The 13,330-nt window shown below is 63.4% G+C and carries 11 protein-coding genes; 3 read left to right on the top strand and 8 right to left on the bottom strand.

Annotated elements, in window-relative coordinates; genetic code table 11:
• The 8 genes from HU811_RS27780 to tagH all read right to left on the bottom strand — a co-directional run.
• On the bottom strand, nucleotides 1–126 hold a 126-nt coding region (locus tag HU811_RS27780; RefSeq protein ID WP_437179493.1), incomplete at its 3' end, for a hypothetical protein.
• Between the two features lie 8 nt (nucleotides 127–134).
• Complete coding sequence (locus tag HU811_RS17605; RefSeq protein WP_092403381.1) at nucleotides 135–866, bottom strand: PP2C family protein-serine/threonine phosphatase; 732 nt, start codon at nucleotides 864–866, stop codon at nucleotides 135–137.
• A complete protein-coding gene (tagF, locus tag HU811_RS17600) occupies nucleotides 867–1,520 on the bottom strand; it encodes a type VI secretion system-associated protein TagF (RefSeq protein WP_186657223.1) in 654 nt (217 codons plus the stop codon). It abuts the gene before it with no gap.
• Complete coding sequence (gene tssM / locus HU811_RS17595) at nucleotides 1,517–5,017, bottom strand: type VI secretion system membrane subunit TssM (protein WP_186657221.1); 3,501 nt, start codon at nucleotides 5,015–5,017, stop codon at nucleotides 1,517–1,519. The genes tagF and tssM overlap by 4 nt, the downstream gene beginning before the upstream one ends.
• The gene (locus HU811_RS17590) at nucleotides 5,014–6,333 is read right to left on the bottom strand and encodes a DotU family type VI secretion system protein (RefSeq protein ID WP_186657220.1); all 1,320 of its coding nucleotides are present in this window, start codon (nucleotides 6,331–6,333) and stop codon (nucleotides 5,014–5,016) included. Before HU811_RS17590 ends, tssM begins: the two co-directional genes overlap by 4 nt.
• Before the next feature lie 6 nt (nucleotides 6,334–6,339).
• Entirely contained in the window at nucleotides 6,340–7,674 is a 1,335-nt protein-coding gene (gene tssK / locus HU811_RS17585; protein WP_047226777.1) for a type VI secretion system baseplate subunit TssK, read from the bottom strand.
• A gap of 15 nt (nucleotides 7,675–7,689) precedes the next feature.
• Entirely contained in the window at nucleotides 7,690–8,190 is a 501-nt protein-coding gene (gene tssJ, locus HU811_RS17580) for a type VI secretion system lipoprotein TssJ (protein WP_092403371.1), read from the bottom strand.
• Nucleotides 8,191–8,240: 50 nt separating this feature from the next.
• A complete protein-coding gene (gene tagH, locus HU811_RS17575) occupies nucleotides 8,241–9,719 on the bottom strand; it encodes a type VI secretion system-associated FHA domain protein TagH (protein WP_186657218.1) in 1,479 nt (492 codons plus the stop codon).
• Between the two features lie 405 nt (nucleotides 9,720–10,124).
• Between tagH and tssA the strand changes: the two genes are divergently transcribed.
• The 3 genes from tssA to tssC all read left to right on the top strand — a co-directional run bounded on the left by tssA (nucleotide 10,125) and on the right by tssC (nucleotide 13,267).
• Nucleotides 10,125–11,159, top strand: a complete 1,035-nt coding sequence (gene tssA, locus HU811_RS17570) for a type VI secretion system protein TssA (protein WP_186657216.1) — start codon at nucleotides 10,125–10,127, stop codon at nucleotides 11,157–11,159.
• A gap of 80 nt (nucleotides 11,160–11,239) precedes the next feature.
• Nucleotides 11,240–11,755 (top strand): type VI secretion system contractile sheath small subunit, encoded by a 516-nt coding sequence (gene tssB / locus HU811_RS17565; RefSeq protein ID WP_092403365.1) that lies wholly within the window; start codon nucleotides 11,240–11,242, stop codon nucleotides 11,753–11,755.
• A 15-nt stretch (nucleotides 11,756–11,770) separates the two neighbouring features.
• The gene (gene tssC, locus HU811_RS17560; RefSeq protein ID WP_092403363.1) at nucleotides 11,771–13,267 is read left to right on the top strand and encodes a type VI secretion system contractile sheath large subunit; all 1,497 of its coding nucleotides are present in this window, start codon (nucleotides 11,771–11,773) and stop codon (nucleotides 13,265–13,267) included.
• Nucleotides 13,268–13,330: the final 63 nt, after the last annotated feature.

Below are 13,330 nucleotides of genomic sequence, written 5' to 3'. Positions count from 1 at the left end.
CGCGGCCGCCATGACTTTCAACGCCACCTTGCGCTCCAGGGAACGCTGGGTCGCCAGGTAGACGCTGGCCATCGCGCCTTCACCGATCGGCCCTTCAATGTCGTAGCCCGGGATAACAATGTTCAAGGTCAAGCTCATGACGGCACCTTCACGACAACCACAGTGATGTTGTCCGGCGCGCCGCGCATCAGGCCCAGGGACACCAGGCTGCTGGCGATCTCGCCGGGATCATCGTGGTTCAGGACTTCACGGATTTCATCGTCCTCGACGGTCTTGGTCAGGCCGTCGCTGCACAGCAGGTAGCTGTCGCCGGGCACCAGCAGCAACTCGACCATTGCCAGGTTCAATTGCGCCTCGACCCCGATGGCACGGGTGACGATGTTGGCCCGTGGATGCACCCGGGCTTCGGCTTCGCTGAGCAGGCCGCTGTCCTGCAGGTCCTGGACGTAGCTGTGATCGCGGGAAATGCTGTCGAGCTTGCCGTCGCGCAGGCGGTACAAACGACTGTCACCGGCCCACAGGCACATGCCGCGCAGGTCTCGCGCAACCAGCACCACCACGGTGCTGCCCATCATGGTCACGCCGCGATGGGCGGTTTCTTCACGCACGGCGGCGTTGACCCGCAGCAAGTCGCTGTGCAGCGCGGCGACGTATTCGTCCAGCGAGCGGCCCGCGGCAATGCCGCGCAGGCTGTCGATGATCAGGCTACTGACGTAGTCGCCCGCCGCGTGCCCACCCATGCCATCGGCGACCACCCACAGGCCGTTTTCCGGCAGTTCCAGGCACGCGTCTTCGTTGACCTGGCGAACCATGCCGACGTGGCTCTTGCTTGCAGACTTGAAGGCTTTCCCAGCACTTGGACGCATCTACACAACACCTTCTTGGCCGAGCAAAAATTGCGCAAAATCCGCGGCGGCCGGCAAACCCTGGCACCGCATCAAACCGGGCGCGATACGTTCCGAACCCTGCCCCCACCACAAGCTCACGCCTTCGCAGGCTGCTTCGGCCAGGGCGCTCATGCGCCGCTGCGGGTCGGTGGCATCGAAGCGATGCAGGCTGGCAAAACGGCTGCTCGGCGTGCGCGGCAGGTACATCGGGCTGCCGAGGGTCTCCAACTGTTCGTTGAACGCCTCAAAACTGGCCTCCACACTCAACGTGCTCAGCAACAGGTTCTCCACCCGTTCGAACCAGTCGTCCGCACCGCCCACCACGGACGCCGGGTCCGCGTCGGGGTCCAGTAGCACCGCGACGGTCAGCGGAAAATAACGGCCGACCCGATCGATACTCGGCATCACCACGCCCACGGCGGCGTCCGGCCCACAGACCCCGGGCGCGGCCAGGAAGCGCCACAGCGGGCTGACCAGATAGGCATCCAGCCAACGCTCGCCCAGGCCGGCCTGGCTGGCGAGCAACCCCGCCGCCAGCCACGAATCCCACGGGCCGATAAAACTCTGGGGCAAGCCACGGCTGACAAAGTCCCCGCGGCTGGCCAACTTTCCATAGAAGCCCGGTGTACTCATAGACGCTCCGGCAGACTGAAGCCGCTGAGCACGCGGCTCTTGAACGGGTTGAAGGCGCTGTTGGCCCGCAGCTCGTAAGAGGCGCTGGCGCCGTCGACCCGCAGCCGCAGGTTGAAACGGTCCGGCGAGTTGCCGGCGGTCAGGTCCGATTGCTCCAACAGGCGGAACCAGGCCCACGGGCCGTCCAAAGTGATACCGGAACGACCATCGGCCGAGGGCGGCAGGATCGAGATCCGCACCACGCCGATGCTGCCGGGGTTGGGCCACTGCATGGCGGTCGGACGGCTCGGGCCGTGGTCGTAGCTCAGTTGCTGGCCGTCGAGGTCAAGCAAAAACTGGGTGATGGTCGAGTCCATCGCCACCGGCTTGAGCTCGAAGCGCACCAACGGCTGAGTGCCGCCGGAACGGAAAAACGCATCGCGGATGGTGGCCGCCCGCTGAAAGGTTTGCAGCACCCCAGGGGCGATCCCGAGTTTCTGTGCCGCACCCGGTTGCCAGCGCCAGGCCGGGGTCGAGGTGTCGACGTAGGGTTGCAGGTATTTGCGGAAGTAGTTATCCATCACCCCGCCGACGCCGAAGAACTGACCGAAGTCGTCCAGGGTTGCGTCCCGCGCACTGCCCGGCGACATGGGATAACGACCGGCCAGGGACTGGCGGTAGATGTTCACCACTTCGCTGGTCCAGGCGGCGTTCAGTTGATTGCGCACCCCGCCCATCATGCTGTTGGTGGTGGAGTTGACCACCGACTTGACCAAGCCCTGCACCAGCGGCGGCTGGCGTTCGGCGTTGAGGCTGACCCGTGTGGCAGCGGCCTGGGCCTGATTCTTGGCTTCGCCGAGCAGGGCGTCGCCGCTGGCGCCGACCATGGCGCTGACCTGCACGTACAAGGCATTCATGTCGGCGAGCAGGCCATCGATAGCCGCCGGTTCGCCTTCGTTTTTGCTGACGATGCTGTTGAGCTCGGCAAAATGCGCGGTGACCGGGTCAACGCTGGCCTGGGGTGCGTTTTGCGCCGCTTGCTCCTGGCCGAGCAAGCTGCCCAGGCGCTCCTTGAGCTTGTCCACACCGCCTTCGACCTGCTCGCCTTGGGCCGCCAGCAAGCGTTCCTCCTGTTGCAGGTCGGTCTCTTTCGCCACCGCCACCAGCAGTTTTTTCAACGGCGAACTTGGCCCGGAGAGTACCCGCAAGACATCGGCGGCCTGGGCTACGCTGGTGATCGGCACGAAGTCAATGTCGGCCAGCAAGGCGTCCCATTGGCGCTGGTAGTCCTGGAAATACAGGCGGCGCACTTCGGCGGCCAGGCTGGCGACGTCCTGCTGCCCAGCCTCGTCGCGACCCAACACCCATTGTTCTTCAGCCAGCGTTCCAGCCTGGTTCAGGCTGGTGAGCAAGAAACCCTGGCGGTAGCCTTTGACCGTGAAGAACCCGCTCAGTGGCTCGCCCAAGGGTTTGCCGCTCTTGCGGCTGAACACCAGCGCAGCGTCGCGCCCGGCGGCTTCGTTGAGGCGAAAATCGGCGATGCCCTCGGGCAGTTTCTGGCGCTTGACCCGGTCATAGACGCGCTGGGCCACGGGCAGTTGCTGCAATTGCCGGCGCAGGTCTTCGATCAAGCGCGGGTCCAGGCGTGCGGTGGGCGGACGACGCTCGAACAGCGCCTGCAAATGCTCGCCCAAAGCCAGCCGTTGGTCAGCCGGCAGGTCACGCGGCAGGCTGCGGTCCCAATCCAGGGCAACCCAGGCCTTGATGAAGTCGGCATCGTAGTGCTCGTTGTCAGCGAGCATCAGATAGGCCTTCAATCCTTCATAGAGAAAATCCGAACTGCCGCCGCTGTGCAGCTGCTCTTCGATACGTGTCAGCAAGCGTGGCGCGAACACGGCGATCAGCAGCTTGCGATAGACACTGCCGGACTCGGCTTCGAGCATGTCGCCTTGATACAGACCCAGACCCTCGGCCCAATCGGGCGCGTCGTCGGCCAGGTGCTTCACGGCGTTGAGCAATGGCAATACGGCGAGGACATCGCGTTGTGCCGGACTGAGGCTCTGCACGGCCTGACCCAGCGGCGCGACTTTCTGATCGACCTGGGTGATGTACGCCTGGTTGGCCCGATAGCTGATCCACCACAACGTCGAAACCACCAGCACCAAAGCCACGGTGGAAGCCAGTACGCCCCGGGCGATCCACTTGCGCCGACGCTCGACCTTGGGATCGACGCCCACCAACCCACGCTCGGCGAACGCCACGGCAGTGAAGAGTTTTTCGATGAAGTAGCTGCGTCCGGTGCCGGTCTGGCGTGCCAGGTGCTGACGGTCCAGGTTCATGCTCTGGGCCATGGAGCCGATCAAGCGATCGATCGGGCTGCCTTCCTGGGTACCGCTGGTGAAATACACCCCGCGCAGCAGCACACGTTCTTCGAAGGCGTTGGGCTTGAACACGCCTTCGAGGAAACTTTGCAGACAATCTTTCAACGCGCCGAACTGCTGCGGGAAACCGTAGATCAAGTCGCGCCGCGCCGGGTCGCGCTCTTGCTGCAAGCGTTCCACCAAGCGGTCGTTGAGGCGCTGCTCAAGGCCGGCGAATTCGCTTTGCAGATGCGCCAACGGGCTGTCGTTGCTCTTGCCATCGTCCAGGGCGAAGGTCATGCCCCAGACCTGGGCGCGTTCTTCCTTGCTCAGGCTGTCGAAGAACTCCATGAACCCGGGCACCAGGTCGAGCTTGGTCAGCATCAGATAGATCGGAAAGCGTACGCCCAGCTGGGTGTACAGCTCCTGGATGCGCAAGCGAATCGCCGCGGCATGTGCAGCGCGCTCGGCGTCGCTGCCCAGCAGCAGGTCGGACAGACTGATGGCAATGAACGCACCGTCAATCGGGCGACGGGCGCGTTGCTTTTTCAACAGCCCGAGAAAGCCTAGCCACGCGGCCTTGTCGACAGTCGCGTCGCTGTCCTGGGTGGTATAGCGGCCAGCGGTGTCGAGCAGCACCGCCTGGTCGGTAAACCACCAATCGCAGTTACGCGTGCCGCCCACGCCGCGTACCGCGCCGGCGCCCAGTTGCGCGGCCAACGGGAAATGCAGCCCGGAGTTGACCAGCGCAGTGGTCTTGCCTGAACCCGGCGGGCCGATGATCACATACCACGGCAGTTCGTAGAGGTTGCGGCGCTCGTCCCCACCCAGCTTGGCTTTCTTCAACAGCGCCAAGGCTTCGTCCATGCGCTGGCGCAGGGTTTCGAGTTCTTCGGCCGTCGCGATGCTGGTGGGATCGGGCGGTGTTTGCGCAGCCAGGCTGCGCATGACTTCGGCGGCCTGCCGGCGCGCCTGGATGATGCGAAACACCCGGTAGGCAATCCACACCGCGAACACCAGGATGATCAACGCCCAACGACGGCCTTCGGGCCCCAGCCAGTCCAGCAGCGGGCCGACGAACCAGATGATCAGGCTCAGGGCGATCAGCCCCAGCAATGGGATGACCCAGCGGGTCATAAAACTGAAAAACGCCTTCACTCGACCCCCTCCGCCAATACTGTGATTTCAACCCGACGATTGCGCGCACGCCCCTCTGCGGTGGCGTTGGACGCCAACGGCTCGGTGTCGCTGCGGCCTTCGGCGCTGAAGCGCTCGGCTTGGCCGGTCTTGGCTGAAAGGATTTGCAGCACCGACTTGGCCCGCGCCTCGGACAACGCCCAGTTGGATGGGAATCTGAGGGTGGCAATCGGACGATTGTCGCTGTGGCCGGTCACCAGGACCTGGCCCTTGACCTTGCGAATGGCGTCGGCGATGCGCAGCATCAGCGGCTCCAGATCATCGGAGATGCTGGCGCTGCCCGAGGCGAACAGTTCATCGCCACGGATGGTCACCACCGAGCGATCCACGGCATCTTCCACCGCGACCCGACCGGCGCGGATTTCATCGGCCAGGAAACCGGCCAGGCGTGGTCGCTCGATCACTTTGGGCTGCACCACGGGGCGGTCGATGGCCTGCACCGGGATTTCCCCCAGGGCATGGATGTTCTTGAACACCGGCTCGGCATCGGAGGCCAGCTTCATGCGCAGGCCGAACAGCAGCGCCAGCAACAAGGCCGCGCCGATGGCCACGGCGATCCACGGCGGCATGAATTGCGCCAGTCGATCGCGAGCCACGCTGACACCGCGCCAGTGCGGCGACAGCTCACGTTCGTAGTCGCCACGGGCGCTGCGGATCACCGCGCTGGTGCGCTCGCGCAAGGCTTCCAGTTGGCTGCGCCCGTCGTTCATCACCCGGTAGCGCCCTTCGAACCCCAGGCACATGCATAGGTACAGAAGCTCCAGCAGGTACAAGCGTTCCCGTGGGCTTTGCAGGCAATGCTCCAGAAGCTGGAACACCTTCTCGCCGCCCCAGGCTTCGTTGTGCACGGTGATCAGCAGGCTCTGCTTGCCCCAGTCGCTGGTGCCACCCCAGGGAGTGCTCAACACGGCTTCATCCAGGGCGGTGCACAGGGCGTAGCGAGCCAGCAGCACGTCATTGCGCACCACGCCGGCGGCTTCGGCGCGCTCCTCGAACTGGCGCAGGTACGCCAACAGTTGCGCCCGCAGGCTGGCCGGAGCCGGATGGGCAATGGTGTTGCGCAGGCGCGTCAACAGCGCCAGCAGCGGACCGGCCGCGCTTTCCAGCGGGTTGAGGCCTTGGGCCTTGCCGGTCAGGACCGGGGCGGCCGGCATCGACAGCGGTGCGGGCGCCGGCTGTGGACGACCCGAATCCGGACGGCCAGGATCCGGGCGGAATGGGTCGGCGCCACGACCACCGGGCGTCGGCATGAACTGAGTACGATCGTCGTTGCTCATCGCGGTTTATCCTCGGATCGCCCAGAAAGCCAGGTTAAGCCCCGGGAACTGGCCGGCGATGTGGAACGCGAACCCGCCGGAGTTGCTCAATTGCTGCCAGTGATCGCTACCGCGGTCGAGTTCGTAATAAGTGGAGCCGGCGTGGTACGGAAGCTGGCGTGGCGCCACCGGCAACGGCAGCAGGCCGATGCCCGGCAGTTGCAGGTTGACCAGATCGCGAATGTGCTCCACCGAACCGACCTTGCTCTGCTGGCCGAAGCGACCGCGCAGGGTTTCGGCCGGGACATCGGCACGCACCACCAGGATGAAACTGGCGCTCTCGAGCAGGGTCTTGTCGGCCAGCATCGCCACGTGGATGCCGTAGGCTTTCTCGACAATCGGAATCGGCGTGGCCTTGCTGTCAATCAGCATCGACAGGGCCTCACGCAGGGCCTGCATGACCGGCGCGTAACTGAGCGCCAGGTCATCGTGCTGGTATTGCGGATATTCCTGTGGTCGTCGCCCCGAAGCGGTGAAGGTCGAGAACTCACCGGCCAGGCTGACCAGCTCGCTGTAGAACCGTTCGGGGTGCAACGGGCTCAACTGGCTCAGGTGCTGGATCAGCGGCTGCGCGCGGTTGACCAGTTGCAGCAGCATGAAATCGGCGATCTCCGAGGCGCCCCCGGCACCGGACGCCACCACCCGCCCGGCGAGGGCTTCGCCGCGTTGATGGAGCAGGCCCAACAGTTCGCTGCGAAACGCGGCCAACGGTTTGGAGGCGGCCACATCCAGCAACGGCGGGATGTAGCTGTCGTCCAGCACCAGGGCGCGGTCGGCGCGTTTCTCCTTGATGCGTACCAGGCCGATGGCGGCGTAGTCACTGATGCCATCCTGCGCGGTCAACAGGCGCAACGCCCGCGAACCCAAGGCGACCGGCGCGCGGTTCTCGAACGGTGCGTTATCGTCGCGCACTTCGCACACCTGGCTCACGTAGCGCGCAGCGCCGAGGGCTTCACCTTCGTCAACGGTGTCACGCGCACCGGCACGCTTGAGCGGCAAGGCCAGGTACACCAGACCATCGCGCAGGTTGTCATCGACGTTCAGTGCAGGCGGCGCCAGGTCATCCTCGGGGATGTTGAACGGTGTGCCGTCCGGCAGCAGGCCCCGCGCCGAAACGATCGCCAGCTTGCCCTGGGCCAGCAGGCCCTGGTCGATCAGCAATTGGGAAAAACCCCAGGCACCGGCCGACAACGGACGGCTGCGGGCGTCGATGAGGTTTTCCAGGTAACGGTCATGCTGCTGGAAGTGCTGCGTTCCAATGAACATGCCTTCCGACCAGACCACGCGATTGTTCCAGGACATGGGGGCTCCGATTGCTTATTGGGCAGGGCTGGATGGGGGAACGACGACGGCGCTGCGCACGGCGCGCACGTCGAGGCTGATCTGGTATTCGGTGTATTGGCGCGGCGGGACATTCATCACCGTGCGCCACAGCGACCGGTCCAGTTCGCGATAGCCCACCAGTACGCCGATATGGCGGGTAGCCGGATCGAGGTCGCGTTGCAGGCTCAACTGCTGACCGGGCTGGATCAGCACTTCGTCCTGATCGATCAGGTCGGCGCCGAGGGTCGCCTGGGCCCGTTCGGCCAGGGCGAAATAATCGGAGCGGGCGAAGGTGGCGGCATTTTTCAGTTCGAAAATACGCACCCGGACCGGCGCCGGATGACCCGTAGCGCCGGGGTTGAGGCCGGCAATGGCGTGAAAGTGCAGTTCGACGGCAGCGGTGTCAGCCTCTTCGGACTGTGAATCGGCCGCATCCTTGGCGCATGCCGTCAGCAGAAGCCCGGTGGCGACTGCGAGTAAAAACCTGAAAATCATCCTGCGTCCTCAATGACGTTTGAGCTATCCGTTGATTGCTTTTAAAGGTGTTATAGGCGGCGCTGTCGCGCGCTGTGCTCTTCGTAAGCGCGACTGAATTCACGACCGAACAGGTCCTGGAAATCCTCCTGGGCTTCCCGGGAAATGTTGCTGTAGAGCTCGGTGAATTGCTGCCAGTACTGCGCCTGTCGCGAGCCGTTGAAAATGCTCGACAGGCCAGCGGGCTTGCCCATGCGCTCTTCCAGTTGCGCCGGTTCAAAGCGCGCCAGCAAATGCTTGATGGCCGCTTCCACGCCGGCCATCACTGCCAATTGGTGAGCGCGCAGGTCGTCGAAGCTGTCACGCACCGCCACATCCGGCGCCATGAAGGCCTGGTTGCCATGACGCAGCAGCAACAACATGGCCTCCTCGACATTGGGGGCGAACTTCAGCGGGTTGTTTTCCACCGGCTGGATCATCGTTTGCTGAATGCGGAACTCACCCTTGAGGCTGCTGCGGGCGCGCAAAACATCAATCAAGCCTTCGACCATCAGCCGATAGCTGCGCCCGATGCTTTCCATCTGCGCCTCGGCCTGGGCCTGGTCCAGGCGCAACTGGTCCAGCCCGGCGCCGCGCAGGAACGCTTGCAACAGGTCCGGTTGGGCGACGTCGAGCGGCTTGGGCGGCGTGGCCGGGGTTTGAACGCTGGTCACCGGCGCCTCGCGCAGCGGCGCAGGTTCGGCGGTTATGCTGACCTGAGGCGGGGGTGTCGGCACCGGTTCTACGACAAGCGGCTCTACGACAGGCCGCTCGACAACGGGCGGTGGCGCAACCGGTGGCGCAGCGACAGGAATCGGGGCAACTGCCACGGGCGCGGGCTTGTCGCTGAACGGGTCCCAGTCCTCCGGTATCACCGAGGCCGAGGCCGAGGCCTGCGCCACAGGCTCGATCACAGGCGGCGGGCTGGGAGGAGCAATGGGCGTCGGCGGACGAAAATCATGCTGTTGGGCCGGCACATGGTCAGGCTGGGTGGCCGGCGGGACACTGCTCGGGCTCAGGAAGTCGAACAGGTCTGGCAAGGTGTCCATGGCCGAGGCGCCCTGGAAATGGGCCGGGGGAGCCACGGGCATCGGCGTGGGTGTATTCAAGCCGGCACTCTGATGCCCCATCAAGGCTTCGAAGCTGCTGGGCGCCTCAGCAAACGGATTGCTGTCGGAGACTGGCAGGTTGAAATCCACCCGCGCCTGGATTTCATAATCGCCAATGCGGATAACTTCGCCGTCTTGCAGCGGCTCACTGTTGCCCTTGCGCAAACGAACACCGGCCTTGACCAATTCCACACCGTTAGTGCTGTTATCGGTTAAGTAATAACGCCCGTCTTTGTATTGAATAACGCAATGTTTGCCGGAAACCAGGCGCTCAGGGTCCGGTAATACCCAGTCATTATCGGAATTACGGCCAATTGCCATCACTCCCTGATCCATGGACTTCTCAGAACACTGGCCCGGGGTAATCTTGTGATAACTAGTGATCGTCAAACACAGCGCCATCTTGCCTCCTTGCTGAACACTTGCGCATGCGATCGAGTGCCGGGATCTACGCCCGAACGACTCGTCGGCAAACCTTTGCAACCGACTGCGAAACGGCTTTTTGCCAGCATGATTGCTGATATTAACCCGCCTGCATGACAAAAAACCTGCATCAGTGCCTGCCTTGACCTACTGGTCGCGCAGGTTGTTAAGCGCCTCACAACTGTCACACAGGGGAAATAGCTTACCTTGACAAGCCATAAGTACTACACCAAAAATGCACAACTTCTTGAATAAACATGATGGCACTTTAAGATCATCAAGCATCTAAAGGGCCATTAGCCTCAAGGAACATGTGAAGTTCTATTCGGAACTTGCGTGTGCACTGCCCGAGTTATTCAGCGGGCGATAGGGAGATCGAACGAAGTGGATGTGCCTCTGCTGCTCGCCGCTGTATCCGCAACTTCGCCGTGCGGTGAAGATTTGGAATATGACGCGGATTTCTTGCGCCTGGAACGCGATTCCCAAGGTCAGCCCGAGCGCAGCATGGGCGATTCGATATTGCCTGCCGAACCCCCTGAGTGGCGCAGCATCCAGCAGCAAAGCCTGGACCTGCTGCAACGCAGCAAAGACCTGCGCATCACCCATTTCCTACTGCAAAGTTCCCTGGCCCTAGAAGGCATACCGGGCCTGGCCCGCGTGTTGACGCTGATCAGCGAATTGCTCAAGCAGTACTGGGCCGAGCTGCATCCGCGCCTGGACGCCGAGGACGACAACGATCCCACCGTGCGCATCAACGCCCTCGCCGGCCTGACATCCGATATCACCATTGGCCTGCTGCGCGAAAGCATCCTGGCCCGCTCGCGCACCTTCGGTGCCGTGAGCCTGCGCGCCGCCGCCAATGCCAGCGGCCTGCAAAGTTTCCCGAATGAAAGCCTCGGCGCCGAACAGCTCGCCGGAGCCCTGCTCGACAGTGATCCCGAGCAGCTGGAAATCACCCGCGACGCCCTGTTGCAAGCTCGCGCAGCCGCCGAAGCCATCGAGCAACAGGTCAGCGATCAAGTCGGTTCGGCCCAAGGCGTGGACCTTGGCCCGCTGAAGCAACCGCTCAAGATGGCCCTGCAGATCCTTGGCCAGTTCGCCCCACAGAGCGGCGACAGCGCCCTGCCCGATGTCATCAGCGGCGACGACAACGCCGCGCCGGTTGAACACGCCACCGCGCCAAGCGCGGGCGCGCCACGCAGCGCCGCCCCTGGCGAGGTCAACAACCGCGACGACGTGTTGCGCAGCCTGGACCGGATTCTCGCTTACTACGCCCGTCAAGAGCCCTCCAGCCCGCTGCCGGTGCTGTTGAATCGGGCCAAGATTCTGGTGAACGCCGACTTTGCGACCATCGTGCGCAACCTGATTCCCGACGGCATGAGTCAATTTGAAAACCTGCGCGGCCCAGACAGCGAATAAAAGCGAACGGATCACGCAGTCACGTCACCGGCACCCCCGATGACGCCAACACCGTCGCTCAAGCGACCAGGAGCAGCAACGTGGCGAAGCAAAGTTCTCAGAAATTCATCGCGCGCAACCGTGCGCCTCGAGTGCAGATCGAGTACGACGTCGAGCTCTACGGCGCCGAGAAAAAGGTCCAGTTGCCCTTTGTCATGGGGGTGATGGCGGACCTGGCCGGCAAGCCCGCCGAGCCTCTGGCACCTGTGGCCGATCGCAAATTCCTTGAAATCGATGTCGACAATTTCGACTCGCGCCTCAAGGCCATGCAGCCTCGCGTGGCGTTCCATGTCCCTAACGAGCTGACCGGCGAAGGCAACCTGAGCCTGGACCTGACCTTCGAAAGCATGGACGACTTCAGCCCGGCGGCCGTGGCCCGCAAGGTCGACTCGCTGAACAAGCTGCTCGAAGCGCGCACCCAACTGGCCAACCTGCTGACCTACATGGACGGCAAGACCGGCGCCGAAGAAATCATCATGAAAGCGATCAAGGACCCTGCCCTGCTGCAGGCCCTGGCCAGCGCGCCGAAGCCCGCCGACAACGAGCCCCAGGCTTAATCAGGACGAATGATCATGACCGAATCAGCACGTGAAAATCAGTCCCAGGCCCTGGGCACCACCGAAGTCCCCAGCGAGTTCGCCTCGCTGCTGATGCAAGAATTCAAGCCCAAGACCGAGCGCGCTCGCGAAGCCGTCGAAACCGCCGTGCGCACCCTCGCCGAGCAGGCCCTGGCGCAGACTGACCTGGTGTCCAACGACGCCATCAAGTCGATCGAATCGATCATCGCCGCCATCGACGCCAAGCTCACCGCCCAGGTCAACCAGGTCATCCACCACCCCGACTTCCAGCAGCTGGAAAGCGCCTGGCGTGGCCTGCATTACCTGGTCAACAACACCGAGAGCGACGAGCAACTCAAGATCCGCGTGCTCAATATCTCCAAGACCGACCTGCACAAGACCCTGAAGAAATTCAAGGGCACCGCGTGGGACCAGAGCCCGATCTTCAAGAAGATGTACGAAGAAGAATACGGCCAGTTCGGCGGTGAACCGTACGGTTGCCTGGTGGGCGACTACTACTTCGACCAGTCGCCACCCGACGTGGAGCTGCTGGGCGAGCTGTCGAAAGTCTGCGCCGCCATGCACTCGCCGTTCATTGCCGCCGCATCGCCTACCGTGATGGGCATGGGCTCGTGGCAGGAACTGTCGAACCCGCGCGACCTGACCAAGATCTTCACCACGCCGGAATATGCCGGCTGGCGTTCGCTGCGTGAATCGGAAGACTCGCGCTACATCGGCCTGACCATGCCGCGCTTCCTCGCGCGCCTGCCGTACGGCGCCAAGACTGACCCGGTGGAAGCCTTCGCCTTCGAAGAAAATACCGACGGCGCCGACAGCTCCAAGTACACCTGGGCCAACGCCGCTTATGCGATGGCGGTGAACATCAACCGTTCGTTCAAACACTTCGGCTGGTGCTCGCGCATCCGTGGCGTGGAATCTGGCGGTGAAGTGGAAAACCTGCCAGCCCACACCTTCCCTACCGATGACGGCGGCGTGGACATGAAGTGCCCGACCGAAATCGCCATTTCGGACCGCCGTGAAGCGGAGCTGGCGAAGAACGGTTTCATGCCGCTGCTGCACAAGAAAAACACCGACTTCGCCGCGTTCATCGGCGCCCAGTCATTGCAGAAACCGGCCGAATACGACGACCCGGACGCCACCGCCAACGCCAACCTGGCCGCGCGCCTGCCGTACCTGTTCGCCACCTGCCGCTTCGCCCATTACCTCAAGTGCATCGTGCGCGACAAGATCGGTTCCTTCAAAGAGAAGGACGAAATGCAGCGCTGGTTACAGGACTGGATCCTCAACTACGTCGACGGTGACCCGGCGCACTCCACCGAGACCACCAAGGCCCAGCACCCACTGGCCGCCGCCGAGGTCATCGTTGAGGAAGTCGAAGGCAACCCGGGGTACTACAACTCCAAGTTCTACCTGCGCCCGCACTACCAGCTCGAAGGGCTGACCGTGTCGCTGCGCCTGGTATCGAAACTGCCTTCGGCCAAGGGTGCGTAAAAACCTGTTGGAAGGGGGCTTCCCGTGGATGCCCCTTTGTGGCGAGGGAGCTTGCTCCCGCTG

The organism is Pseudomonas tehranensis (assembly GCF_014268615.1).
Lineage (GTDB): Bacteria > Pseudomonadota > Gammaproteobacteria > Pseudomonadales > Pseudomonadaceae > Aquipseudomonas > Aquipseudomonas tehranensis.
Note: the sequence above shows the minus strand (reverse complement) of the source record. Positions and strands in the feature narration are given on the sequence as shown.

What these genes read in the sequence shown, in the direction of transcription:
- HU811_RS17605 (WP_092403381.1), bottom strand. Translation starts at nt 866, where the DNA reads ATGCGTCCAAGTGCTGGGAAAGCCTTCAAGTCTGCAAGCAAGAGCCAC.
- tagF (WP_186657223.1), bottom strand. Translation starts at nt 1,520, where the DNA reads ATGAGTACACCGGGCTTCTATGGAAAGTTGGCCAGCCGCGGGGACTTT.
- HU811_RS17590 (WP_186657220.1), bottom strand. Translation starts at nt 6,333, where the DNA reads ATGAGCAACGACGATCGTACTCAGTTCATGCCGACGCCCGGTGGTCGT.
- tssK (WP_047226777.1), bottom strand. Translation starts at nt 7,674, where the DNA reads ATGTCCTGGAACAATCGCGTGGTCTGGTCGGAAGGCATGTTCATTGGA.
- tssJ (WP_092403371.1), bottom strand. Translation starts at nt 8,190, where the DNA reads ATGATTTTCAGGTTTTTACTCGCAGTCGCCACCGGGCTTCTGCTGACG.
- tagH (WP_186657218.1), bottom strand. Translation starts at nt 9,719, where the DNA reads ATGGCGCTGTGTTTGACGATCACTAGTTATCACAAGATTACCCCGGGC.
- tssC (WP_092403363.1), top strand. Translation starts at nt 11,771, where the DNA reads ATGACCGAATCAGCACGTGAAAATCAGTCCCAGGCCCTGGGCACCACC.